Genomic DNA, 24,297 nt, shown 5'->3' on the forward strand with positions numbered 1-24,297 from the left:
TAGTTTGTATTGAAAACTACAATTTCATTTTATTTTGGTGGCGCGCTATCTTGAAGTTGAGGCTTAGCTAAACGGCTTACTTAGCCAATAAAACAATAACAAAACACCACCAGAAGGAATTTGACCATGAATACAACACAACAAAGCGGTCAAGGTTACCAACACAAAGACAACCTATTTATTGACGCTCCCCTTGCGACATTTATTGAGCAAAAATTGCTAGGCAACAATACTGCCGATGCGGCTCAGTTTTTTGAAGCGCTGTCTGTCTTGGTAGAAGAATTTGGTGGAACTTACCGTAAACTAAACCAGAGCTGCCAAGAGATGGCCTGTGAAATCCACTTAAAGCAGTGCCAAGCCAGCGCTGAGAAGCCTAGCACAATCAATATCAGCCATGGCAGCAGCAAAGCCATTTTAGATGAATACAGCTGCGCCATCCCAAGCTGTTTATTGGATGTGTTAACCACAACGGTAATTGCTAACAAGCAAGATATGATGCTATCGCTTAGCACCACCAATCAAGCTGAAGCAGAGTTAATGGAAGCGGTGTTTGCTCGCGCGCATTGTTTAATGGGCTTCGGTTCGCAACATATAGATGTGATTCGCCCAGTAGACAATGTAGCCTGTATTGCTCAAGCACGTAAACGTGCTGAATACCACGATACCGAAGCTATGGTGAGCCATGGTTAAGCCTTGCTTAGAGTTTGTAAAAGCCTAGCTTTAGCTTGGCTTTTACTTGTTATGGCTATTCTTGCTAGCTAAGTGGCAACACCCTTGGTTGACATTAATCCAGATATCGATAAACATTGGCTTATGAGTATATTATTTAGCCATTTTTCAGCACGAATTATCATCATTCCTTAGGAATGGTGGGTTTGCTAATGTGCTTAAAATTTAGAAACCCGCCCTTGAGGCGGGTTTTCTATTTCTGCCTCTGGGGTATTTTGGGGAGGTAATATGAAAAAAGTAGCGATATTTGGAAAACCAGGCAGCGGCAAGTCAACCTTAAGCAAGGGCTTGGCCCAAGCAACGCATCTCGAGTTGCACGCTTTGGACTCCATCTTATTCAAGCCTGATGGCAGCCAAATAGAGCGCCAAGTTTATGATCAAAAGCATCGTGCGATATTACATTCAGACAGCTGGATAATAGACGGCTTTGGACCAATTTCTTCTTTTTATGAGCGTCTTGAGGTTGCCGATACGCTTATTTACATCAATTTGCCTTATTCAGTGAGTTACTGGCTGGTGACTAAACGGCTACTAAAAGGCTTATTGGTTAAACCAGCTGGTTGGCCTAGTGGTAGCTCGGTGATTAAGGGAACGCTGCAGAGCTATAAAACCTTGAAGCTCTGCCCTAGGTTTTGGAATGATGATTTTATGCAGAAGCTACAAACCATAGCTAAGGGCAAAAAGCTTTATGTGATTCGTTCAATCGAGGAATTAAACCGCTTTGTTGAACAAGTCTAAAAATACCCGTTTAGCTGCTCATGTGTTTGATCACTTCATCGCCAAAGGCAGAGCAGCTTACTTCGGTAGCATTGTCGAACATTCGAGCAAAGTTCTAAGCAACGGTGTTGGTGCATTGGCTAGGTAGCTGTCATCCAAGCAATATGCTATTCCAGCGTTTGAGTGTAATAATTACCTGCCAAATTAGCTGTCTGGCGTTATCCAGTGTGTTCTTATTGTTCACCAGTATTGCGAAGGGAGTTTAGTCATCATATCTAATGAGATATCAGCTTTTTTAGCTGGGGCTGACCATCGCTGCTTAAAAAAGCCTGTACCGTTAGAAGAGGGATCAATTTAATCCTCTGTTATCTGGATATGTACTTAATAGACCAAAGTATCTACTGAGGTAATTATTAAAGTTACCAGTTGAAATTAACGGCAATTATTGTCGAACTATCTCGGAGGCTAAAGGAGATAGAGTAGCCCACTTTAGGTCGAAGAGTTAATTAGGGGGCTTTAAGCCTAACTCAGAATTATGGTTTGAATCTGTGAACAATACCCAAAGGGACCACGTATTTCTGAGTTTAGTGTCGTGGTTACTGTTTGAAATGCTACTACAAGTGCTTATAAGCAGTTTATTTTGTTCGGTATTCAGAGCCTTTAAATCGTGCTACCAAAGACTGACATTAGTGATTTGTTTGGTCGTTAAGTATGTTAGCTTTGCCCTAATGATAGATAAACGATACATCAGCGACGCTACCTGATAGGTACTCATCGTTGCTGGATTAAGCTCAGCTGTTTTCTTCTGGGTTAGCTGCTCGTACTTTTTCACGCCGTTGACTAGAAAAATCATTATCGGTGACTTGAAAACTGTTGGTTAGTTCTAATAGCCGTTCACCCAGTTTACTGATATCGGCACTAACATGATCACATAAGTGAATAGACTCTAAGGTGCTATCGAAGCTTGCGTCCATTTGTTGAAAATTGTCAGATACACCTGTTAGGGATTGAAGTTGCCGCTGAATCGCGGAGTCGATGCTTAGTACATATTTTTCGATTGTGGCTATGGCGGTTTCAATGTCGCCCCAGCTGCTTTGTGTTTGATTAACTTTTAGCGAGCATTCTTCCGTTGAGGCTAGCCCTTGCTCCATGATGTTCGTTACCTGAGTGGTACTGAGGGTAATTTTATTTACGATGGTCGTGACATCGTCTACTGACTCTTTAGTTCGTGATGCTAGCCCTCTCACCTCGTCGGCAACCACGGCAAATCCTCTTCCCATCTCTCCTGCTCGAGCGGCTTCAATGGAGGCGTTTAAGGCTAATAGGTTGGTTTGCTCAGCAATACCTTTGATTACATCAACAATTCTGACAATTTCATCGGTATCTGTTTCTAGTTTGGTTACCGCAGACGAGGTACTAACAATGTTTTGCTTTAGTGTCGCCATTTTGTTTGCTGTAGAAACTACTGTATCACGACCAATGGTGATTTCTCCGGTGGCGTGTTCGGCTGCTGATTTTATATTGTTAAGTTCTTGGGTGACGGTGTGGCTACTTTTTAAGGCTAAAGTAAGTTGTTCGCGGAGGTTTTCCGATTGTTCTTGGGTGTTTTTGGCATAACCCGAGAGTGAATCGTTAATGTCTTTAACGTCTTCAGACATCGGGGCCATCCTAATAATTGAACCCATTAATTTAGAATAAGTTTGATCTAAATAACCGATAAACTGATTAACTCCTTTGGCTAGTGTTGATATTTCATCGTCACCTTTTTCTGCAAGTCGAATTCTAAGATCTCCTTGCCCCGATGAGAGTTGGCTGACTGTAGTGAGCATTTTCCTGACTGGCGCAGTGATTGTTTTCGCCAGTAACCAACCTACTAAACTGGCAATGACTAAGGCGGCAATGGCTAAGCTAATTAAACTACTAATGGTTTTTTCTTGTATTTTTGCGGCTAAAAGCAAGGCTTCACTTTCATCCATTTCACTTAGTACGCTCCAGCTTACGCCCTCAATAGATAAAGGTTGGTAAGCTGACACAACACTTACTCCGCGATAATCATCAAACACTGCGGTACCGGTTTTTCCGCCAAGCACCGCTCGACTGCCTTGGGTATCTATTTTTTGTAGGCCCATAGAGGTTTTTTCAGCTTTAATCTTCTTGATGAGTTGTTCGGGCATGCCCAATGTTTTCATTGCAGTTAAGTAGGCGGAGAGATCTTCAATTAAGAAGCGCGCATCAGAGCGCATTAAACCGTCTGCACCAATTAGGTAGGTTTCTCCACTATCACCTAAACCTGATGTTTTCCATCTATGGTCATGGGTCATAATGTTATTTAGCCGGTCGATAGGCATTTGGAAAATCAATACGCCGAGTAAACTATTGTTTGCCATAATAGGGCTTGCGATAAAGGCTGCTTGGGCATCATAAGAAGGGGGATAGGCAGAAAAATCGGTTAAAGCGGTTTGCTTGGTTTGTAATACTCGCTTGAACACTTGAGCAATGTTGGTGTTTTGGTATGGGCCGTCTAACAAGGATGTTGCAAAATCGAGTTCTTTAAACACTGAATAAACAATGTAGCCATTATCGGGCTCGACTAAAAATACATCATAGTAACCAAACTCTTGTTGGAAATGATGAATAGCTGAATGATACTTGGCATGAGCTTGTGCGTAGGCATTGGTTTCGTTAATGATAATGAGTTGGTCTTTACTGCCTAGTGGAGCCGGGTTATTGGCAATAAATATTTGCTGAAACTCTTTACTACGTTGCGAAAGTTGCTTAAATGCCTGACTTGCCGGAGAAGACTCTCCTGGGTTGTGCTTGCGGTATTCGGTCGCAAACTCTTGATTATAGTACTGCTCTAAAGTTTGATTTGATGTGTTATTTAGAGGGCGCTCGAAAAAGGCCTTCTTAAACTGCGTCATTGCCTCTTGATACATTAAGTTACTTGCTGAGGTTTCTATTTGCCCTCGTATCGTTTCAAAATAACCTTCTACCTGTTTAGCCACCTGATTACGGTTGGAAATGAGTTGATTTTCAGCGTTAGCCAATAATAACTTTTTCGATTCTGCGATAGTAATTCCACCAAGAATTATGCAGCTAGTAATGACAAAGATTACTGTAAGTGCAGAGGTACTAAGTAACAGCTTGGATTGTAACTTCATATCAACAGTCTTATAAAATTATTAGGTTTATCATAAAGTTTAGTGCTGTTTTTTTTAAACCAGCAAGCGTGAAACACGGCTAATTGTGATGCAAGTCAAACAGTAGACTATTCTCTTAAATTTTGCTTTAAGCAAAGCTTCGCGTGTTGAGAGGCTCTGCTTGGTTGATGACAGCAGAGTGTTTAGCTGCTCATGTGTTTGATCACTTCATCGCCAAAGGCAGAGCAGCTTACTTCGGTAGCATTGTCGATCATCCGAGCAAAGTCGTAAGTGACGGTGCGTGCGCCAATGGCACCGTCTACGCCTTGGCTAATCAGGTCGGCTGCTTCTATCCAACCGATGTGTTTTAGCATCATTTGCGCGCATAAAATAATAGAGCAGGGGTTTACTTTATCTTGTCCAGCTAAGCGGGGAACGGTGCCATGTGTGGGTTCAAAAAAGGCTACTTCGCTACTCATATTAGCGCCAGGTGCAATGCCAATTCCTCCTACATGGGCAGCTAATGCGTCGGCCAGTAAATCTCCATTTTGATTCATGGTAGCAATGACATCGTAAAGCTCTGGGTGCAAGGTCACCTGCTGGAACATACTATCGGCAATAATGTCTTTGACCACTAGCGGGGCTTGGCCGTCGTCTCGCGGGATCTCCAACCAATAGCCGTTGCTGTGGGTTTGAGCACCAAATTCTTCTTGGGCTAATTGGTAACCCCAATTTTTAAAGGCGCCTTCGGTAAATTTCATGATGTTACCCTTGTGCACTAGAGTAACGGAGTCGCGTTGGTGGTCTAATGCGTATTGAATCGCATGGCGGATCAACCGTTTTGAGCCTTGCTCCGAGATATGTTTTATCCCTATGCCACACTCTTCACTAAAGCGCATTTTTGTTACGCCCATCTCTTGTTGAAGGAAGTCGATTACTCGCTCTGCTCCAGGGCTGCCGGCTTTCCATTCGATGCCGCTGTATATGTCTTCAGAGTTCTCTCTAAATACCACCATGTCGGTTAGCTCAGGATTTTTAAGTGGTGAGGGCACCCCTTGAAACCAACGAATCGGACGAATATTTACAAACAGATCCATCTCTTGACGCAGGGATATATTGAGCGAGCGAAAGCCGCCACCAATCGGTGTAGTAAGTGGCCCTTTAATGGCTACTTTATGCTCACGGATTGCACCTAGTGTTTCTTGTGGAAACCAGTCGCCATCGTACATGTTGGCGGCCTTTTCTCCATTAAAGACTTCCATCCACATAATTTTTCGTTGTTGGCCATAGGCTTTGGCAACGGCGGCATCAACCACTTTTAACATCACTGGAGTAATGTCTACTCCCACGCCATCACCTTCTATGTAGGTGATAATGGGTTTGTCGGGAACCTGTAATTCTTGCTGCTGGTTAAGGCTTATTTTCTCTCCGCCAGCGGGTACACGAATATGTTGATATGGCATGTAGAGCCTAAAAGTAACGAGTGCTTAGTTTTACTTTACTTGGCTAGTTAAAGAGGGGCAACGCTGTGTGTAGTAAGAAGTGACCTAGTGTGGATTTAAGCTAAAAGAAACGGCTAGCTGCTCGTTTGCTAGCTAGGGGCTGTTTATCTTTTACAAAAAAAATTTAACCGCGAAAGATAAACAACCCTTAGCCTTACTCTCTATTTTAGTTCGTTGGCTACACCTTCAATGGCAGGTTTCTGCTCAAGGCTGCTGTTAAACAACAGTGGCCAATCATTGTGGCCGGTAAAGTGAGGGATCCAGCTGTCAGCGTCACTTACACCCCAAACCGTAATGCCGCCGCGTAAATTAGCAGGTACGTTGTCGTAATAGGCTTTGATGATTTCTTGGTAACGTAATTTTTGCTCTTCGGCCATAGCGGCAGTAAAAGTATTTCGGTCACCGTTTGGATTCATTTTTATATCAAGCTCGGTAATTTTTACCTTTAAGCCTTTCGCCACTACTTTGGCAAAAGAAGTGCCGATGGCTTGAGCACTTGGCCAATCGTAGTTAACGTGCATTTGAAAGCCAACTCCATCAATGGGAATGTCATCGGCAAGTAACTCATCGGCCATTCTTAGTACCGAGGCTAGCTTAGCTCCGTCGTCTTCGATGTTGTAATCGTTATAATAAAGCTCAACACCCGAATCTGCAGCGTGAGCCATCTTAAATGCTTCGGGGATGAAATTTTTACCTAAGTTTTGGTACCAAGGGCTGTTTCGATAAGGTGCAAAGCCGCCAGAGCTGCTGTCATCAAACGCTTCGTTTACCACATCCCAACTTACTACACGGCCTTTAAAGTGATCGGCCACGGTGCTTACGTGGCTATCCATCATAGTGAGCCAGTCACCTTGATAGTTCTCCATCCAGCTAGGCATTTGTGAGTGCCACACTAAAGCATGAGCATGTACTGTAATATTGTTGTCGAGTGCCCAATCCACAAGCTTATCAGCATCTTGAAAAGTGAAATCGCCTTGGCGAGGCTGTATGTATGCCGATTTCATGATGTTTTCAGCAGTGATCTGATCAAAATGTTGAATAACAACATCCTGCAATTCTGGGCGTGTTTCAATACCGTTGTTAAATTGGCCTTCGTATCCCGCAGGAACTGCTGCTCCCATATAAGTAGAGCTTAGTGCTTTTAGGCTTTCTATCTGTGGGATATTAATAGGGACTTCTGGTTCTGAGCCGCCACCTCCGCAGCCTATTAACGTAATAGATACAGCGGTTGAAAGTAGGGCTGATGGCAAAATACGCATAAATATTCCTTCATGTTTATTTACGTTAATAACAACGCAGAGTTAAAGCAGTCACTTGCTTCAAATGGGGGTTATTAAATCAGATTAAAGCGCTTTCACGCGATTGTTAAAAACATTAATTGTCTTATAGAAAATAGTTTTTGTGATCTAGCCTTGATAAGGCTGGTTGTTATTATTTCCTTTTAATTCAGTGTCTTATCTGTTTTTTGCAAGGTGGGCTACAATGTGCTGATTTAGTATGCAGGAACGTTGTTTCGCCTAATTTGTTTCCGCTGAATACTTTAGCCTATGCTTCTATTTTGCTCATCATGGGTTTTTATTTCATAAAATCACTTTTATTTGTGATTTTAGTCTTCAGTTTGGGTAATTTTTATTGATTTATTTTTTTACAGTTATTGCTGTTATTTTTGTGATCTCAATCTTTGGTAAGGTTTTCATGCGTGACATTGCTCTCAATAATGTCGATTATTTGGAGTTATATTCTATCCGCCTGCCGTTGTAACTATTTTGGCAGAATAAAAATATAAAATAATTATTATTTCAGGAGTTTTTAAATGAATGTGAAAGCGCTTACATCTGCGGTGGCAATCGCACTTACTTGTTCTCCCTTCGCTAGTGCTGCAGAAGATGAGATTAATTCTGAGCAATTTCAACAGGTTAAAGATCTTCAGCCGATCGTTTTGGATCCTGAGTTTGTGGTTGAAGAGGGCATTATATTTTCAGGTTATGCCCGATACGGTTTGCATTACTCAGATGATTTTCAAAAGTATGTTCAAGCAGAAGGTGAGTTAGCGGGTCGGGCTGCAGGTCGTTTAGGTAACGAAACCAATGGTGGCGAATTCCAATTTGCTAAGGCCTTCCAAAGTGATAGTGGTGCCATTTGGGATGTTGTGTTAATGCTAGAAAATTGGTGGAAAGCACCAGATGAATATGGAGATATAGCACTTAAAAAATTCTATGCAGGTGGAACCAACATTTTTGAATCCCAACCTAATGCGTATATTTGGGCGGGACGAGACTTCCACCAGCGACCACAACAGGGTTTAAACGATTACTTTTGGATGACCCATGATGGCCAAGGTGGTGGTATTTACAATCTTGAGTTAGGCGATATGGCCAAGTTAGACTTTTCGGTAGTTGGTCAGGTTGACGGGCCAGGAGATAATGGTAACTATGCCTTAACCTCTAAGTTACATGCTCTGCAGTTAGCAGATTCAGTATCTTTAAGTTTCCTATTCAACTATGGTTTTGAAAGTGACCAGTATGATGATAACGGCGTTATTAAAAACGAAGATAAGATCAATGCTTACCACTTAGCCGCTGTTTTAGACCAAAAATGGTCCAAAGGTCGCAACCAGTTTATTGCTCGGCATGCAGACAATGCTGATGCCAGTGTATTTGATAAAACAGATGATTTAACTACATTGTATTTGAGTTTAGAAGGCGCGGTTAACTTTAACGAGCAAGTCGCTTTAGAGTATTTAGGAGCCTACCATAATTACGATGCCAACTCAGCTGAGGATGACCGTACCAACTATAGTGCTATTGTTCGTCCTATGTACAATTGGAACGAAACTCACTCTACTTGGCTAGAAGCGGGTTACTCGGTGGTTGATTACGACCAAGGTGGTAAGAACACTGCGTGGAAGGTAACACTATCGCAAAACGTAACGATTAATGCATTTGCTAATGCCCGCCCAATGCTGCGTTTCTACGCTACAACTGGCCGAGCAGATAATCAGGTTCGTAGTAATGAATCGATAGAAGCTAAGCAAGATACTTTAGCTTTAGGCGCAATGTTTGAGTCTTGGTGGTAGGCCACTAGATTAGCCATCTAATAATTTTACTTACTGTGTATTTGAGTTTTGGCGCAGCTTGGCTGCGCCCTTTTTGTTAGCGTAACTCGCGACGTAAAATTTTACCTACATTGGTTTTAGGCAACTCTTCACGATATACAATGTCTTTAGGCATTTTGTAGCCAGTGAGGTGTTTTCGGCAGTGTTTTTTTATTTCATCTCGGCTAATCCGCGCATTACACACTACGAACAAGCGAATACGTTCGCCGGTTACGTCGTCTGGCACACCTACTGCGGCCGCCTCAATAATCGCAGGGTGCAAGGTGGCAACTTCTTCAATTTCACTTGGGAACACATTGAAGCCAGAGACTAATATCATGTCTTTTTTTCGGTCTTCAATAAAGAAATAGCCCTGTTCATCCATCCTGCCAATATCACCAGATTTGATCCAGCCGTCCTCAGTCATTACATTGCTAGTTTCTTCTGGTTGCTTCCAATAGCCACGCATTACTTGTGGGCCTTTTATTTGCAGCTCGCCTACACCACCAGCATCTAGTTCGTTGCCTGCTTCGTCAACAACTCTAATTTGAGTACTAGGCATCGGTACCCCGATCGAGGGGATAAAGGCTTGTTGTTGATGGGTACCTGCAGCCACAACTGGCGAACACTCGGTAAGTCCATACCCTTCAATAATTGGCATTTGGGTAAGCTCTTGCCATTGTTCGGCGATGTGCTTTTGGGTAGCCATGCCGCCGGCAATGGTAAAACGCGCTTTAGAGAAATCTAACTGCCTAAATCCTGAGTGATTGAGTAAACCATTAAACAGCGTATTTAGACCAAATATCATGGTAAACGGATACTTTCGCAGGTCGTTTACAAAGCTATTAAGATCTCGTGGGTTGGTTATCAACAAGTTATTGCCGCCAATGTAAATGATGAACATCATGCTCACGGTATTGGCAAAAATGTGATAAAGCGGCAGCGGTGTTACCGCATGCTCTTTATCAAACAAGGTGCGCGGCCCAAAGTGATAGTAAACTTGAATAACATTAGCTAACACATTGCGGTGAGTTAACATAGCCCCTTTTGCTACACCCGTTGTGCCGCCGGTATATTGCAAGTAAGCAATATCATCACTATTTAGCTGCGGCTTTTGGTAGGCCATTGTTTTGCCTTGGGTTAAAGCGCGACGCATTGAAATGGCACCTGGCAAGTTGTACTTCGGCACCATTTTTTTTACGTATTTGACCACAAAATTCACTAGAGTGCGTTTATGCACAGCCAGTTGGTCGCCAATACGAGTAAGAATAATGTGTTTAACTTTGGTGTCTTTGATGACTTGCTGAAGGCTATTCCCAAAGTTTGTAACAGCCACAATTGCAGTAGCTTCTGAGTCACAAAGTTGATGTTTTAGCTCACGCGGCGTGTAAAGCGGGTTGACATTTACCACCACTAAACCGGCACGCAGTGCACCATATAGCGCAATAGGGTATTGCAACACATTTGGCATCATTAAGGCGATACGCTCGCCGGGTTTCATGGCTAACTCTTGCTGCAGATAAGCGGCAAAGGCGAGCGATTTTTGGTCTAGCTCTTGATAAGTGAGACTTTGACCCATGTTGACAAAAGCTGTTTGTTTAGGAAATTTTTTACAGCTGTGTTCAAACAATTCCAGTAAGTTTTCAAATTGCTCTGTATTTATTTCAGCTGGTACATCATCGGGGTAGCTTTTTAACCAAGGTTGGTCTGATGAATTCATATTCTATCCTCACCCACTATTTGGCATGTTTAATACTGTTTGGTTAACAAGTTTGTTTTACCAAGCAGATAAAATACTGTTTCGGGGCATATCTATTTTTTGCCGCAAGGTTAGCTGATTGGTGTCATAAACCCTAGTGCATTTTTGCGATTCGTTGAGCTAAATCATTAGCCAATTTCTTCAAGTAACCAGTTTTGTGGATGAAGTGGCAATAAGTGATGGAATTATTTGAAGCTAGCGAAGTCTTTGAAGTCTTTGAATGATGGAGAGTGAGTTTTCTCACTAGCAAAGCCTAAACGAACAATGGGAGTGATATTTAGGCGCTGCATTAGTACTTAGTCATTTTCTTGCTGTGTTTGAGTGATGATGTTGTTAGCAACAACCTGCACTTCTGCTACTTTTCGTTTTAAATCGTCTGTGGCAAATTTGTTTAAGTTATTGCATGACGCTGCCAAAGTGATACCTATTCTAATCATATCTAAAGTATTGCCTATGAGAATGTCCTCTGCTTGTCGGCTTTAGCTATGCTGCTAACGCGTGCTTGCAGTTTAAATTGATAAAGCGACACTAAAAACTCTCTTTGGGATGTAAATTATATCTCTAAGTTTGTATGTGACTCATTTCATCTAAACGGTGTTTAATTATGAATATTTTGGCTTTTTAATCAGGTTTAAGTGGGGTTTGTGAGATAAAATTCTATAACTTAGTTGTCGTCGAGTTTACAGAGGTAGTGAGTGAGGACTTGGATTGCTAGGTTTGGTTGTTGCTCTTTTCGCCAAGCAATGTCTCAGTGCCAATGTTTTTTGCTCATCCCTCTCCCCCAAAACTCGCTAAGCTGTTGTTGTGCAAACAACGGCTCGCATAAATAGCGACGCAAAATAGCCTAAGCTAAATCTGTTTTTACTCATTTGATAATTGGTTGACTATTGCTGGCGCGAGTTAAACGGTGGCTAATAGTTTGAGAACTCGCTAAACCCAACTGATTGACAAAGTTGAAGCCGATTTGTCTAAGCTGGCGTAGCTCTTGCTCTAGGTCATTAACCAAGTGGCTAAGGGGGGCGGTGTTTTCCTAGTTTACGCGCCTCATCAGCAAAGCCTCCGCATTCCTTGGTATAAACAAATGCTTCAAGTTGCTCAGTGGATGCAGACATGGCGCCCTTATAGGGCATTATAGGAAGTCAATGTTTATTACTATATCCTATTTGGTGGTAGCTTATATTTGTCAGCTTTTACCGCCTATAAGCTTGATAATAGCCTTGTTTTTACTAGTGTTAGCTTAGGGGACAAGAAAGGAAGCAGCGGTGTTACGTATATTAATACTTTTTCTTAATTACTTAGTTATTGTCTCTGCGCAGGCTTCGTGTGAAACCATTAGAGTTAATGGTGAGCACAATTGGTTTGGTGTGTCATACAGAGAGAGCTCGCAAGCTCCATTGCAAGGTTTGGCGGTAGAGTTAGCAAATAAAGTATTTTCCGATGTTGGTATAAAACCAAATTATCAAGCTATGGTGCCCTGGAAGCGGCAGTTTTTGCAGCTAGAAACCGGCGATCTAGATGTAATTATTGCTGCTTTTTATAATCAACAGCGAGGTAACAAGTTTGTTTATAGCGAAGCGGTAGGCGTTGAGTATAGCTCTGCGTTTATTCACATAGAGGAAAGAGCAGCTTTTAGCGATGTAGAAAGCCTAGTGGGCAAGCGTGGCATACAGCTGTTAGGCAGTAGCTTTGGTGACCAGTTTGATAGCTATGCCAAGCAAAACCTTACCATATCTACAATGGATGACCTAGATAGAGCTATTAGGCTGATTGCCTTAAAAAGAGCTGACTATTTGCTATATGCCACCCATGGTGGCAGGCAAAAAATTGCCACTTCAGAATATGCCGACTCATTGGTGGATTTACAGCCCAGTATAATTAAACAACCGATTTATATGGTGATGTCTAAATCTTCTCCCTGCTTAGAGTATTTGGATGACATTAATCGTGCCATTAGGCTTAATCGAGACGACTTTTAGGTCTTTTTATTGCCAATAAATAAGCAAGCCCTGAGGCTTGCTTATTAATGCTAAAATTAGAGTTTGACTATGGCTCTTCTATTTCCTCTAACTTAGTTGAACCACCATGGTGAATTTCTCTACGGCGCTGAATCATGGCGTAAAATCCAGGAATTAAGAAGGTACCCACCAATAACACACAAAGCAAACCTCCAACCAAGGATATACCTAATGAGTTTTGGCTAATATGACCGGCGCCATTGGCTAACACCAGCGGGATCATGCCAAAGATAAACGACCAAGAAGTCATGTTCACGGCCCTGAAACGCAGGGTGCCACCAGTTACCGCAGCTTGGTTGATGGGCATATTGTTGTCTTCACGTTGCATACGAGCAAACTCAACAATCAAAATGGCATTTTTGGCGGCTAGTGCAATCAGCAGTACTAGGCCAATTTGTGCGTACAGGTTCATTGGCAATCCGGCAATTGCTAGCGCTACAAATGAGCCTAAAGTGGCTACTGGTACTACTAAGATAATCGCTAAAGGTATCGTCCAGCTTTCGTATTGCGCCACCATAAACAAATAGATAAATAGCAACGCGAGGGCAAAAGCAAAAACGGCTAGGTTACCGGCCTCAATTTCCTGGTAGGCCATACCGGTCCATTCATATTGATAGCCGTTTGGCAGCTCTTCAGCGGCTATTCGCTCCATTGCTGCAATGGCATCGCCCGAGGAGTAGCCCGGAGCTGGTTGTCCTTGTAGTACCGCGCTGCGGTATAAGTTATAGCGCCATGCTACATCGGGTGCAAATTGCTGTTCAATACTGACTAAAGTGCTTAATGGCACCATGTCGCCGCTCATGCTACGAACATGAAATTGACCAAGATTATCTAGGCGACTACGGTATTCATCTTCAGCCTGCATAGTGACTCGGAAGTTTTTACCATATAGGGTAAAGTCGTTCACATATAACGAGCCTAGGTTGGCTTGCAAGGTTGTGAACAAATCTCCCAATGGCACGCCTAATTGTTTGGCTTTGCTACGATCAATATCTACGTAATAGTGCGGTACATCGGCTCGAAATGTACTAAAAGCGCTGCCAATTTCTGGTGCTGCATTGGCTTTAATAGTGATATCTTGCATCACTTGGGCAAGATCACTGCGCGAGCGACCTAAGCCATCTTGAAGCACAAACTCAAAACCTGAAGCGGTGCCCATGCCAGGGACTGCGGGGGGGCCAAACGCAAAAATCATTGCATCTTGAATTCGCCCGTAAGCCTGTTGATTAATACGCTGACTAATCGCAAAAGAGCTATGATCGCCCTCTAGAGCGTTGCGTTCGTCCCAGTGTTTTAACTTTACAAACATGGTGGCTGCATTTGACTGAATCGCTCCAGCTAATAAGCCATAGCCGTTCGCTAAACTTACAGCCTCTACGCCGGGCTCTTCAAGAATAATGTCATTTAGACGTTGAGATACTTCTGCTGTGCGGCTTAATGAAGCAGAGTCTGGCAGCTGTACGTTAACTAGCAACACGCCTTTATCTTCTTGCGGAACGAAGGCTTTAGAGGTGTTGTGGTTCATCCACGCTACAGCTGCAATAGCCAAGCAGAAAAATACTACTAAGGCTGCGCTGCGCCTAACCAGCATTCCAGCGGCTTGTCCGTAGCGGGTCGTCACTGCCACTAAACCCCGGTTAAATAGAGCAAACCAACGTGCTTGTTTTTGTTTACCACGTTTTAAAACCAGCGAACATATAGCAGGTGACAAAGTCAAGGCGTTGATTGACGATATGACCACCGAGATACAAATGGTAATAGCAAATTGACGATACATTACCCCGGTAATCCCCGGAAGCATGGCAACCGGTAAGAACACTGCCAGCAGTACCAAGGTTGAAGATATAATCGGTCCGGTTACTTCACGCATGGCTTTTAAGGTGGCTTGACGTGGAGTGAGTTCTGGATGCGCTGATAGTTTACTGTCGACGTTTTCAATCACCAGAATCGCGTCATCCACTACAATACCAATGGCCAAAATTAAACCAAATAAGGTAATGGTGTTAATGGTAAAGCCGGTTGCCAACATAATGGCAAAGGTGCCAATCAGTGATACCGGAATAGCGACCACTGGAATCAACGTAGAGCGCCAGCTACCCAAGAACAGGTAAGTTACCAAAATTACCAGCAAAATCGCTTCAATAAGGGTTTTAATTACACCTTTGACTGACTCTTCCACAAATAAGGTGGTGTCGTAGGCAATTTCGTAATCCATTTTTTCTGGCATATTGGCTTTAAGCTGGTCCATTAAAGCCATTACTGCTTCGCCACTTTCTAAAGCGTTAGCGCCAGTTTGCAAGGATAAAATCACTGATACCGAAGGCTGGTCCCTAAACTCGCCAAAGGCGGCATAACCACGTTTGCCTAACTCTACCCGGGCTACGTCTTTCAAATATATTTTTGAGCCATCGGCATTAGCTACAAGAAGAATATTTTCAAAGTCTTCTACCGTGTCTAAACGGCCCTTGGTTAGCAAACTAAACTGTACATCGTTGTTGGCTTGGTAGGGCGGTGCACCAATAGAACCTACCGCAACTTGTACGTTTTGCTCGGCTAGACTGGCGCGAATATCACTGGTGGTTAAGTTAAGGTTGGCAAGCTTGAGTGGATCTAACCAAACCCGCATCGAGTATTCAGCCGAGCTGATTACCCGTACATCACTAATGCCTTTCACTCGCGCTAATTGGTCTTCAATGTTTAGTGTGACGTAGTTATTTAAGAAGGTATCGTCGTAGTGCCCGTCTGGAGAGTAAAAGTTAAGCACCATTAATAAGTCTGGTGAACGTTTACGTACAGTTACACCCACTTGGCGCACTTCTGGCGGCAACTTAGATTCAATTTGAGTAACCCGGTTTTGCACATTAATTTGTGCCATATCGGGATCGGTGCCGATATCAAAAGTCACGGTCAATGAATACGAGCCATCGTTAGCGCTTTTGGAATTCATGTATAACATGTCTTCCACGCCGTTCACCGAGCTTTCAATCACTTCGGCAACGGCTTCTTCTACGGTCTCGGCGCTTGCACCCGTGTAATAAGCCGAAACACTTACCGAGGGCGGGCTTATTTGTGGGTATTCAGCCACCGGCAGTACCATTAGGGCAATCGCCCCAGCCAATGACAATAAAATTGAAATAACCAAAGCAAACTTTGGCCTTTGAATAAAAAAGCGACTAAGCATAGTGACTAATTACCTTATCCTTGCTGCTTTTCAACAACTTGTACTGGGTGACCATGGCGTACACGTTGTAAGCCTGCAGTGATGACCTGCTCGTCACCTTGTAAACCTTGATGGATAACCACGCCTTGCTCTAGTACTGGGCCGATGGTTACATTGCGGCGTTCAGCTTTATTGTCGGCACCTACAAGCATTACATATTCACCTTCTAGGTCACTTTGTACCGCTCTACGAGGGATTACCGTTGCCTCAACCAATTCGGTGCTGGTAAGTCCAATTTCAACATACTGACCAGGCAACAGTTGCTGTTGCGGATTGTCAAATTGGGCGCTGATGTTAATAGTACCAGTTTGTAAATCGATTCGGTTGTCGATGAAATCTAAACGACCTGGATTGGGATACTTACGGTTGTCGCTAATTACTAAATCAACAATAGTGGCCTCGGTTTGTGCACTCGAGTGAGCGTCCACATGATCAAGCCCCATAGCCAAACGTTCACGCTCTGATACCCGAAAGCTCGCGCGAATTGGGTTTAAACTCACTAGGTTGGTTAGCGCGCCACTAGTCATAGTGATTAAGTCACCGGTACTTACTTCACTTTGGCCAATTCGCCCATTAAAAGGCGCCACAATACGGGTGTGTTTTAAATCTACAAGACTGGCGCTAAGCAAAGCTTCAGCTGCCTCTAATTGCGCTTCGCTAGATAGCTTTTCTGCGGTTAAGCGATCGAACTCTGAGCGACTTATATTTTTTTCTGGCAATAAACGTTTGCCACGCTGCCAGTTTATTTCCGCATTGGTTAGAGCTGCTTTAGCTTTTGCTAGTGAGGCTTTGGCTTGTGCAACAGCAGCTTGATAGCGGGTTGGGTCAATCTCATAGAGTAGCTGTCCGCGTTTTACCATCTGGCCATCTTCAAAGTGACGCTTTACTAAATAGCCGCTTACCTGCGCACGAATATCAACATCTTGATAGGCCTCGATACGGCCAACAAATTGTTGTGAAGGCGCGTATTGAAGTTTTTGTGCCAATTCAGTATTCACTAGACTGGCAGGGGCCTGAGCAGCAGACTCGTTAGATGAGTTGCACGCACTGAGCAAAACTAATGCTGCGGCAGTCGCAAGCATACGAAGATGGGTGGAAAACATGAAACAATCCTCAAACTATACAATGGTGCGGAACAAGTTGCCGAAAGAGCTAAGAGCTCCCTGCATTGATATAGTTGGCGGATGCTAACTAGAACGCGATCCTTGCGAAACGCCTTTCTGACGCCTTTATTTTTAGTGTTTACTAAAAATAAATAGGGGCTAAATATACACCTATATACACCAAAGGTAGCCTCAGAAATACCGAGGGTTAGCTTCGGTATTTCTTACTGTTATTGATTTTTTGTTGATCAGTTGTTTTGTAAATCAACCCATGACAGCGGCTTAGCTATAAGTATTTTATCGAATACTTGTAGGTGAATAGGATAAAGCTCTGCATGGGGTGTGGCTTTACGCTATTATCTAGCCAAATTTTAGAGCGCGTAGAGGGCATGATGGCACGCCAAGTGACATACAAATATAAACGTCAAACCAAGGTCATAAATTTTTCTTTTGATAAATATCATGATGTACATGAAGCAGTAGCGGCAGCTGAAGGTGTTGATATTTCTTCATTTTTAGCTATGGAGAAACAGTTGGCTATGTCTACTAGAGACAAGGCTACCTTGAAAGAATACCGAGCAAAAGAGTTCCAGCGTTTGGGCTTTAGCGATATTCGCTTTTTAAAAGACGAAGAGAAAGAAGCCAAATAGTGATTTAGTGCTTGAAAGCGCTTTTCTATAAAGTGCCCCTATATTTAACAAGGTTTTTTATTAAGCTAGCTTGATAAACAACAGGGAATGTTAAATATGTCTGAATCTATCCACTTCTTAGCGTTAGTTGATGAGCTCTCAGCGCTTGCACAAGTTGATGCCATTTTACTCGCGGGCTCACGCGCGAGCGGCCTTGCTGATAGCTATTCTGACTACGATGTGTATGTTTATTTAAACGCCCCCTTGGCGGCTAAAACACGTCAAAAGCTAGTGGCAAAGCATTGCCAGTATCTTGAGTTAAATAATCAGTTTTGGGAAACCGAAGACGATGGTGTATTGCTCGACGGAATAGAGATTGAACTCATCTATCGAGACTTTTCCTTCTTGGAAAATGAGCTGCATAACTTAGTGGAGCGCCATCAAGCCAAGGTGGGTTACAGTACCTGCTTTTGGGCAAACTTGCTCGACTCAAAAATCCTTTATGATGCTAACGGTGAAGCCAAGCGCTTACAGCAACGTTTTGATGTGGCTTATCCCAGGGCTCTGCAACAAGCAATCGTAAATAAAAATGCGCCTTTACTTATGCAGCAAATGCCCGCTTACTACTTTCAATTAGCTAAGGCTTTAAAACGCCAAGACCGGGTTAGCTTAAATCACCGCTGTGCAGAGTTTTTAGCCAGCTATTTCGACATTCTGTTTGCTATTAATGGGCTGCCGCACCCTGGAGAGAAGCGTATGCTTGAGTATGCTGAACTGCACTGCAATATTTGTCCAGACCAGCTAGCTGAAAATGTTGAACGTTTGCTGGCTGAAGTGGGGCAAGCAGCAGACAGCTTATTAGATACAGTGAGTTTGCTAAGTGAAAACTTGCAGCAAGTGGTAACTACTCAAACATCGCTAGCGTGGCCGAAAAGCCGCAGTAAAACGGACCTGAGTAATACTGAAAAATCGCAGAGTTTGACTAAAAGATCCAGCTATTCAGATGGTTAACCTGCATTATGTTGTTTTTAATGATTCGCTTAAAAATATTCATGCACAGGCGGTTTTTATTTGATAAATTACACCCGCATTTTTATATGCCACTAACAAGCTGTCTCATGGAGTGCTGTTAAACAGTTGAGAGCGTCCACCCCAAGGATTGGGCCAGCAATTTGGACGAACATTTTTGCTTGTTAATGAGAATTTTATGCAAAGTATATTTGCCGATATCGTTGGACTACTTGGTACTGCCTTAGTGGTAGGTTCGTTTTTTCTTTTACAGTTAGAGCGTTTAAATCCCAAGCAACTTGCCTATAACCTAATGAACTTAAGCGGTGCTATTTTACTGCTAATTAGTTTGTGCATTAATTTTAATCTAGCTAGCTTTGTTATTGAGCTATTCTGGATTGGTGCATCAGTGGTAGGTATTGTTAAGTACTTCAAACGAGAACCTGCTGTCGCTTAAGCATAATTTAAAATGACTTCGCGATAATTTTAAGAGCTATCGCCTTTATTCGATGGTGATAGTTCTTAACAAATGGCTAAGGCCTAATTTCTCCTTTCTTACATTATTCTGTTACCCTTTAAGCCAAGCGTTTTGGTTAAGACCCTCGCAACAAGTTTTGGTTAATCGCGACAAGTTTGACCACTTTGGCTGCCCAAATGGCTAAAAGCTTTGTATGCTTAAAGCATTCAAACCTAGCTGTTTACTTATATGAATCAGATACATCCTCAACTTGCACCTATTTGTGACTACCTTGAGCGACAATTGCTGGGCAAGCCCCAAGCGGTGCGTTTGGCTTTGAGTTGTTTGCTAGCCTCTGGCCATTTGTTGATTGAAGATTTGCCGGGTGCTGGGAAAACCAGTTTAGCTAAATGGCTTGCTGCTGGTTTTGGTTTAAGTTTTCAGCGTATTCAATTTACTAGCGATTTATTGCCAGCTGATATTATCGGCGTGTCGGTATTTGAACCGCCGACTCAGCAGTTTAAGTTTCATCCTGGGCCTATTTTTCATCATTTAGTATTGGCAGATGAATTGAACCGTGCAAGCCCTCGCACTCAAAGTGCGCTATTGGAAGCGATGGAAGAGCAGCAAGTGAGTACCGACGGAGCAAGTTATCCTCTTGAGGCTCCGTTCTTTGTTATTGCCACTCAAAACCCGCGCGAGCAGCTTGGTACCTTCGACTTACCCGAGTCTCAGCTTGACCGCTTCGCTATGCGTTTAAGTATTGGTTTTCCTGATTTACAGTCTGAGATGGCAATGCTTAAACGAGGTAGTCAGGCCTCGCAATCTTTAGCAGCACTTTCGGTAGAGCAACTGTTGGAGTTGCAACAGCAAGTGAATGCGCTGCATTGCAGCGATGCCTTGTTAGATTATTTATTGCGTTTGGTGCACTGTAGTCGGGTACTGGAAGGGGCTAGTCCTTTGTCGCCACGTTGCAGCTTAACCCTACTTGCTTGCGCCAAGGCGTGGGCATTTGTTCATCATAATCAGCACGTTTCTCCAGAGGATGTACAAGCGGTGTTTAGTGCGGTGAGTGCTCACCGTTTAGGGCGAGGAGATAGTGGTGAAGCCTATGCCAAACAAATTTTGGCTGAAGTAGACCCTTACAGCGATTTAACCTAGATATGAAGTTCACACTGCTAGAGGCGTTTAAACAATGGAAAGGTGTTCGGAGCGCTGCTTGGCTAGCGAAACGCGTGCCTAGCAGTAGTAGTTTACGTTTAACTCGCAAAAATCTGTTTATTCTGCCCACTCGCTTTGGTTGGGGCTTTTTAATCGCCTTAGTGGTGATGTTGATGATGGGCAGTAATTATCAAAATAACTTAATTATTGCCTTGGGCCTATGGTTGTTGGCGCTTTGGTTAGTGTGCTTGGTGTTATGCCATCAAAACATGTCGGGAAATATCGTGAGTTTATTGCAGCGGCCAGAAGGGCAATGTGACAAGCCGCTGCGTTTATTACTTAACATAGTTAACAACAAACAGCCTCATGCTTTAGCCGCAGAAATAAAGAACTGGCCCTGTAAGCAAGCTTATCAACAACTCGATGGTCAGTTGGCGTTAGATTTGGAAGTAAAGCAACGTGGGCGTCAACTACTGCCTCGGATAAGTCTCTCTAGTATCTTTCCTCTGGGTTTATTTAGATGTTGGACTGTGGCTGATTTTAATTGTGAATTACTCGCTTATCCTGCACCGCTGGCCGGTTTTGCTTGCCCTTCTCAAGAGTGGGTAGAAGCTCATGATGTTGAGCGTGCGGCTAGTGATAGCCAGTTGCAAAGTGAGTTTTCGGGCCTTAAGGCTTATCGTAGCGGCGAGCGAAAAAGCTTATTGGCTTGGAAGCAGTTTGCTGCGGGTCGTGGCTTACAGACTAAGGCATTTACTGGCAACCCTAGTATTGATTTACACCTTAGTGATCGCAGGCACAGCGGTTTGAATTATGAACAAACTCTTTCGGTACTGGCTTTTTGGTTGCGTCAGTTGGCGCAGCAACAACAGAGTTTTAGCTTACAAGTTGGTGCAAAGCAACTGGCCAGCGGCAGTGGTCAACAGCAACTAAAAGCGGGTTTAAGATTACTTGCGGAGGCGCCGAGCAGTGATGAATAGTCTCAACAGTTCGCATATTCGCATGTCGTTGTTGTGTTATTCGGCAACTGCCTTGTTATTGCTGCAACAAGTGCCTTGGCTGTTAGTGCTCGTAGGCTTAGCAGCAGGTTGGTGGCGTTTGCGGGTGATGCAAGGCTTAGCTACATTACCTAAGCCGCGTTGGGTAAAACTAAGCTTAGTGCTATTTATTGCGCTGGTGCTGTGGTTAGCGCGCTCCTTTGAGCTGTTTGATAAGCTAGTGAGCCTGGTAATGCTTGGTTACAGCTTAAAGTATATTGAGCTGCATAAGCGGCGTGATGTGGAGATGTTTAGCCTTACAGGTTTATTTTTGGTGGCATTTTCATTGGTTTTTTCAAGCCAGCCTTTAGCTGCATTATTGGCTGCAATAGTGGCGTTTTTACACTTGCTACTGTTGCTTAGCTTAGATGTGAAAATAAGCTTTAACTGGGCTAAGCGGTTGGGTTTATGGTTATTGGCAATTGCTCCCTTAGCTATCGCGCTATTTATTGTTGCACCACGTTTAGCGCCTTTGTGGAAAATGCCTACTCCGAGCAGCGCGCAAACCGGTTTGTCTGATGTGGTTCGCCCTGGCGATATCAGCCAATTGATTCGCTCAGATAAGTTAGTGTTTCGGGCGGAGTTTAGTCGCGCGCCAGAACCTGATGAGCTGTATTGGCGAGCCATGGTTTTAGACGAATTTGATGGTGAGCAATGGACCCGCAGCCAGATAGCCCAACAAAAACAAGCTCCCGATAGCTCAAGTGCGATTAACCAGTATCAACTGTTGTTAGAACCCGCCAGCCAAGCGTGGTTAGCCACCTTAAATCCTAGCCAAGTTCGTGGTGGTGGCGCTAACTACGTGGCCGATGGTAGCTGGCAGCGCGAAGGTGAGAGCTTTCCACGACAAATTCTCAATTTTAGTCAATTAGAGCCGCCTACCAGCAGCGCGGTTCCACCGGCTTATTTGCACTTTCTCACCCGTTTACCGCTAAACATCACACCCAAAGTTAGCGAGCTTAGTGAGTATTTGGGTTCTGGCTTAAGCCCTCGAGCACCTGATTACCCAAAGCAAGTGATGACACGGGTGCAGCAGTGGTTCTTAAGTCAGCAGTTTAGTTATACCCTCAGTCCGCCGGCTTACCCAGGGCTGTTAGGCGTCGAGCGTTTTTTATTAGATCAGCAAAGCGGTTTTTGTGTTCATTATGCGCAAAGCGTGGTGATACTGGCGCGTTTACAGGGGATCCCTGCTCGTATGGTAACGGGCTTTTTAGGTGGAGAGTGGGAGCAACAAGACAGCTTACTGGCGGTGCGTAACTACGATGCTCATGCTTGGATGGAGTATTGGGATGGCCAAGGCTGGGTGCGGCTTGATCCCACTGCTTGGATCGCCCCTGACCGGGTAGAAAACAATCTACAGCAAAGCCAAGCTACCGCTCAGCAGTGGCAAAGCATTAGCGGTTGGGGGCAAAAAATTTGGTACACCCAAGGCTTTAACCAACTGCGCTTATGGCTTGCCCAAGCCGATTATTGGTGGGCTAAATGGGTACTTAACTTTGACCATAAACGTCAGTTAAGTTTGTTCTCTCAATTGCTGGCTTGGCTGCCGGGCAGCTCTTTATTAATGTTAACCGCTGGGATGATGTTGCTGGGTTTACTTGCCACTGTTTTGCTTATGGCTAAACCTTGGCAGTGGCGTCTGCCCAATAAACAAGTTGTCTCGCTTAAATGGCAGTGTTGGTTATTGGCGAGGCGCGGTGTGGTGCGTGCTAGAGGGGAAAGTTTTAATCACTTCTTAAAGCGTGTAGAGCAGCAAGCTCCGCAACGAGCATCGGCACTTGAGCAAGCCATAAATAATTATAATCTAAAGCGTTATCAGCCTTAAGGCGCTAATTTAAACTATAAACGAGCGGCTAGTTATGGTGACTCGTTTTAAGTTTTTCGATTATTACGATTCTCCGCTTGTTGTCTACTTATCAGTATTCGTCAATGAATGCTCTTCAACAAATAAAGTGAATTTCCAAAAAAACACCTAATTTATTTGTCAATTTGTGTGAGCTAACCAGATTATTAGCATCGCTGCTCGTAGAGTGAGCGACACTAAAAAGTAGGCAAAAGGAGATGAATATGGATTGGTTCGAGTGGTTTGGTTATTTGGCGTCGGTAGTGGTGGCCATTTCGTTAACCATGAATTCAATTGTAAAGTTGCGCTGGTTAAATATGGTTGGTGCTGCTCTCTTTTCTATCTACGGTTTTATTATTGGGGCTATGCCGGTAGCCTTGCTTAATTTGTTCATTGTGTTTGCCAATATCTACTACCTACTGGGAATTTACCGTAGCAAGCACCAATTCCATTTAGTAAAAGTAGGCGCGAGCAGCTCGCTACTTCATTTTTGGATTAAGCACTATCAGCAAGATATTGAAAAGTATTTTCCGCAGTTTTCAACAAATAGTTTGCTTGAGCAAGGCTGCTACATGCTTATGCGTAACAGCGAGCCTGCTGGTATTTTGGTTGGTAAACAGCAGAACGAAGAGTTTGAGATAAAGCTCGACTATGTTTTTCCTGCTTATCGAGATTTTAAAACCGGCGATTATCTTTACCATCGCTCAGGCTTATTTAGGGCCTTAGGCGTAACTCTGCTAATTAGCTATACCTCGGTGCCTAGCCATCAACAGTATTTAGTGAAGATGGGTTTTAAAGCATCAACTAGCAATGTGTTTTTGTATCAGTATCAATTGGCATAGTTATGCTTATCAAGGTCAAGGTGGATAAAAGAATAGCGCAA

Annotated in this window: 18 protein-coding genes; 11 read left to right on the forward strand and 7 right to left on the reverse strand. The window is 43.5% G+C overall.

The window, feature by feature from the left end; translation table 11 throughout:
- Positions 1 to 126 precede the first annotated feature (126 nt).
- Positions 127 to 690, forward strand: coding sequence for a hypothetical protein (locus K5L93_RS14485; protein ID WP_220720473.1), 564 nt, complete (start codon positions 127 to 129; stop codon positions 688 to 690).
- 267 nt (positions 691 to 957) lie between these two features.
- Positions 958 to 1,467 (forward strand): P-loop NTPase family protein, encoded by a 510-nt coding sequence (locus K5L93_RS14490; RefSeq protein ID WP_220720474.1) that lies wholly within the window; start codon positions 958 to 960, stop codon positions 1,465 to 1,467.
- A gap of 770 nt (positions 1,468 to 2,237) precedes the next feature.
- Here the strand turns inward: K5L93_RS14490 and K5L93_RS14495 are convergent.
- The 3 genes from K5L93_RS14495 to K5L93_RS14505 form a co-directional block, all read right to left on the reverse strand.
- Complete coding sequence (locus K5L93_RS14495) at positions 2,238 to 4,607, reverse strand: methyl-accepting chemotaxis protein (protein ID WP_220720475.1); 2,370 nt, start codon at positions 4,605 to 4,607, stop codon at positions 2,238 to 2,240.
- Between the two features lie 182 nt (positions 4,608 to 4,789).
- The gene (gene icd / locus K5L93_RS14500) at positions 4,790 to 6,049 is read right to left on the reverse strand and encodes an NADP-dependent isocitrate dehydrogenase (RefSeq protein WP_220720476.1); all 1,260 of its coding nucleotides are present in this window, start codon (positions 6,047 to 6,049) and stop codon (positions 4,790 to 4,792) included.
- 200 nt (positions 6,050 to 6,249) lie between these two features.
- Positions 6,250 to 7,347 (reverse strand): endo-1,4-beta-xylanase, encoded by a 1,098-nt coding sequence (locus K5L93_RS14505; RefSeq protein ID WP_220720477.1) that lies wholly within the window; start codon positions 7,345 to 7,347, stop codon positions 6,250 to 6,252.
- Positions 7,348 to 7,901: 554 nt separating this feature from the next.
- Here K5L93_RS14505 and K5L93_RS14510 point away from each other — a divergent pair.
- Positions 7,902 to 9,164: a carbohydrate porin gene (locus tag K5L93_RS14510; protein ID WP_220720478.1), complete on the forward strand. Its 1,263-nt coding sequence runs from the start codon at positions 7,902 to 7,904 to the stop codon at positions 9,162 to 9,164.
- A gap of 76 nt (positions 9,165 to 9,240) precedes the next feature.
- Here K5L93_RS14510 and K5L93_RS14515 read toward each other — a convergent pair whose 3' ends face one another.
- Together K5L93_RS14515 and K5L93_RS14520 are read right to left on the reverse strand one after the other, a co-directional pair.
- Positions 9,241 to 10,902, reverse strand: coding sequence for an AMP-binding protein (locus K5L93_RS14515; RefSeq protein WP_220720479.1), 1,662 nt, complete (start codon positions 10,900 to 10,902; stop codon positions 9,241 to 9,243).
- Positions 10,903 to 11,237: 335 nt separating this feature from the next.
- Positions 11,238 to 11,378, reverse strand: coding sequence for a hypothetical protein (locus K5L93_RS14520; protein ID WP_220720480.1), 141 nt, complete (start codon positions 11,376 to 11,378; stop codon positions 11,238 to 11,240).
- Positions 11,379 to 12,203: 825 nt separating this feature from the next.
- Here K5L93_RS14520 and K5L93_RS14525 point away from each other — a divergent pair.
- On the forward strand, positions 12,204 to 12,917 hold the full coding sequence (locus tag K5L93_RS14525; RefSeq protein WP_220720481.1) for a substrate-binding periplasmic protein: 714 nt from the start codon (positions 12,204 to 12,206) through the stop codon (positions 12,915 to 12,917).
- A gap of 67 nt (positions 12,918 to 12,984) precedes the next feature.
- On the opposite strand, the gene K5L93_RS14530 is transcribed toward K5L93_RS14525, so the two are convergent.
- Positions 12,985 to 16,137, reverse strand: coding sequence for an efflux RND transporter permease subunit (locus K5L93_RS14530; protein ID WP_220720482.1), 3,153 nt, complete (start codon positions 16,135 to 16,137; stop codon positions 12,985 to 12,987).
- Between the two features lie 14 nt (positions 16,138 to 16,151).
- A complete protein-coding gene (locus K5L93_RS14535; protein WP_220720483.1) occupies positions 16,152 to 17,279 on the reverse strand; it encodes an efflux RND transporter periplasmic adaptor subunit in 1,128 nt (375 codons plus the stop codon).
- Between the two features lie 389 nt (positions 17,280 to 17,668).
- On the opposite strand from K5L93_RS14535, the gene K5L93_RS14540 reads away from it, so the two are divergent.
- From K5L93_RS14540 to K5L93_RS14570, 7 genes are all read left to right on the forward strand, one after another.
- Positions 17,669 to 17,929, forward strand: coding sequence for a DUF2960 domain-containing protein (locus K5L93_RS14540; RefSeq protein WP_373869978.1), 261 nt, complete (start codon positions 17,669 to 17,671; stop codon positions 17,927 to 17,929).
- Between the two features lie 96 nt (positions 17,930 to 18,025).
- Positions 18,026 to 18,919 carry a nucleotidyltransferase domain-containing protein gene (locus tag K5L93_RS14545; RefSeq protein WP_246615058.1) on the forward strand — a complete coding sequence of 298 codons (894 nt, stop codon included), beginning with the start codon at positions 18,026 to 18,028 and terminating at the stop codon, positions 18,917 to 18,919.
- A 196-nt stretch (positions 18,920 to 19,115) separates the two neighbouring features.
- On the forward strand, positions 19,116 to 19,373 hold the full coding sequence (locus K5L93_RS14550) for a CBU_0592 family membrane protein (protein WP_220720484.1): 258 nt from the start codon (positions 19,116 to 19,118) through the stop codon (positions 19,371 to 19,373).
- A gap of 249 nt (positions 19,374 to 19,622) precedes the next feature.
- The gene (locus K5L93_RS14555) at positions 19,623 to 20,534 is read left to right on the forward strand and encodes an AAA family ATPase (protein WP_220720485.1); all 912 of its coding nucleotides are present in this window, start codon (positions 19,623 to 19,625) and stop codon (positions 20,532 to 20,534) included.
- Between the two features lie 2 nt (positions 20,535 to 20,536).
- Positions 20,537 to 21,514, forward strand: coding sequence for a DUF58 domain-containing protein (locus tag K5L93_RS14560; RefSeq protein ID WP_220720486.1), 978 nt, complete (start codon positions 20,537 to 20,539; stop codon positions 21,512 to 21,514).
- Positions 21,507 to 23,396 (forward strand): transglutaminase TgpA family protein, encoded by a 1,890-nt coding sequence (locus K5L93_RS14565; protein ID WP_246615120.1) that lies wholly within the window; start codon positions 21,507 to 21,509, stop codon positions 23,394 to 23,396. Before K5L93_RS14560 ends, K5L93_RS14565 begins: the two co-directional genes overlap by 8 nt.
- 242 nt (positions 23,397 to 23,638) lie before the next feature.
- Positions 23,639 to 24,256 (forward strand): hypothetical protein, encoded by a 618-nt coding sequence (locus K5L93_RS14570; protein WP_220720488.1) that lies wholly within the window; start codon positions 23,639 to 23,641, stop codon positions 24,254 to 24,256.
- Positions 24,257 to 24,297: the final 41 nt, after the last annotated feature.

It is taken from the genome of Agarivorans litoreus (assembly GCF_019649015.1).
Lineage (GTDB): Bacteria > Pseudomonadota > Gammaproteobacteria > Enterobacterales > Celerinatantimonadaceae > Agarivorans > Agarivorans litoreus.

Excerpts from the sequence above, each read along its gene's own strand:
- K5L93_RS14485 (WP_220720473.1), top strand. The coding sequence starts at position 127 with ATGAATACAACACAACAAAGCGGTCAAGGTTACCAACACAAAGACAAC.
- K5L93_RS14490 (WP_220720474.1), top strand. The coding sequence starts at position 958 with ATGAAAAAAGTAGCGATATTTGGAAAACCAGGCAGCGGCAAGTCAACC.
- K5L93_RS14495 (WP_220720475.1), bottom strand. The coding sequence starts at position 4,607 with ATGAAGTTACAATCCAAGCTGTTACTTAGTACCTCTGCACTTACAGTA.
- icd (WP_220720476.1), bottom strand. The coding sequence starts at position 6,049 with ATGCCATATCAACATATTCGTGTACCCGCTGGCGGAGAGAAAATAAGC.
- K5L93_RS14505 (WP_220720477.1), bottom strand. The coding sequence starts at position 7,347 with ATGCGTATTTTGCCATCAGCCCTACTTTCAACCGCTGTATCTATTACG.
- K5L93_RS14510 (WP_220720478.1), top strand. The coding sequence starts at position 7,902 with ATGAATGTGAAAGCGCTTACATCTGCGGTGGCAATCGCACTTACTTGT.
- K5L93_RS14515 (WP_220720479.1), bottom strand. The coding sequence starts at position 10,902 with ATGAATTCATCAGACCAACCTTGGTTAAAAAGCTACCCCGATGATGTA.
- K5L93_RS14520 (WP_220720480.1), bottom strand. The coding sequence starts at position 11,378 with ATGATTAGAATAGGTATCACTTTGGCAGCGTCATGCAATAACTTAAAC.
- K5L93_RS14530 (WP_220720482.1), bottom strand. The coding sequence starts at position 16,137 with ATGCTTAGTCGCTTTTTTATTCAAAGGCCAAAGTTTGCTTTGGTTATT.
- K5L93_RS14535 (WP_220720483.1), bottom strand. The coding sequence starts at position 17,279 with ATGTTTTCCACCCATCTTCGTATGCTTGCGACTGCCGCAGCATTAGTT.
- K5L93_RS14540 (WP_373869978.1), top strand. The coding sequence starts at position 17,669 with ATGATGGCACGCCAAGTGACATACAAATATAAACGTCAAACCAAGGTC.
- K5L93_RS14545 (WP_246615058.1), top strand. The coding sequence starts at position 18,026 with ATGTCTGAATCTATCCACTTCTTAGCGTTAGTTGATGAGCTCTCAGCG.
- K5L93_RS14550 (WP_220720484.1), top strand. The coding sequence starts at position 19,116 with ATGCAAAGTATATTTGCCGATATCGTTGGACTACTTGGTACTGCCTTA.
- K5L93_RS14555 (WP_220720485.1), top strand. The coding sequence starts at position 19,623 with ATGAATCAGATACATCCTCAACTTGCACCTATTTGTGACTACCTTGAG.
- K5L93_RS14560 (WP_220720486.1), top strand. The coding sequence starts at position 20,537 with ATGAAGTTCACACTGCTAGAGGCGTTTAAACAATGGAAAGGTGTTCGG.
- K5L93_RS14565 (WP_246615120.1), top strand. The coding sequence starts at position 21,507 with ATGAATAGTCTCAACAGTTCGCATATTCGCATGTCGTTGTTGTGTTAT.
- K5L93_RS14570 (WP_220720488.1), top strand. The coding sequence starts at position 23,639 with ATGGATTGGTTCGAGTGGTTTGGTTATTTGGCGTCGGTAGTGGTGGCC.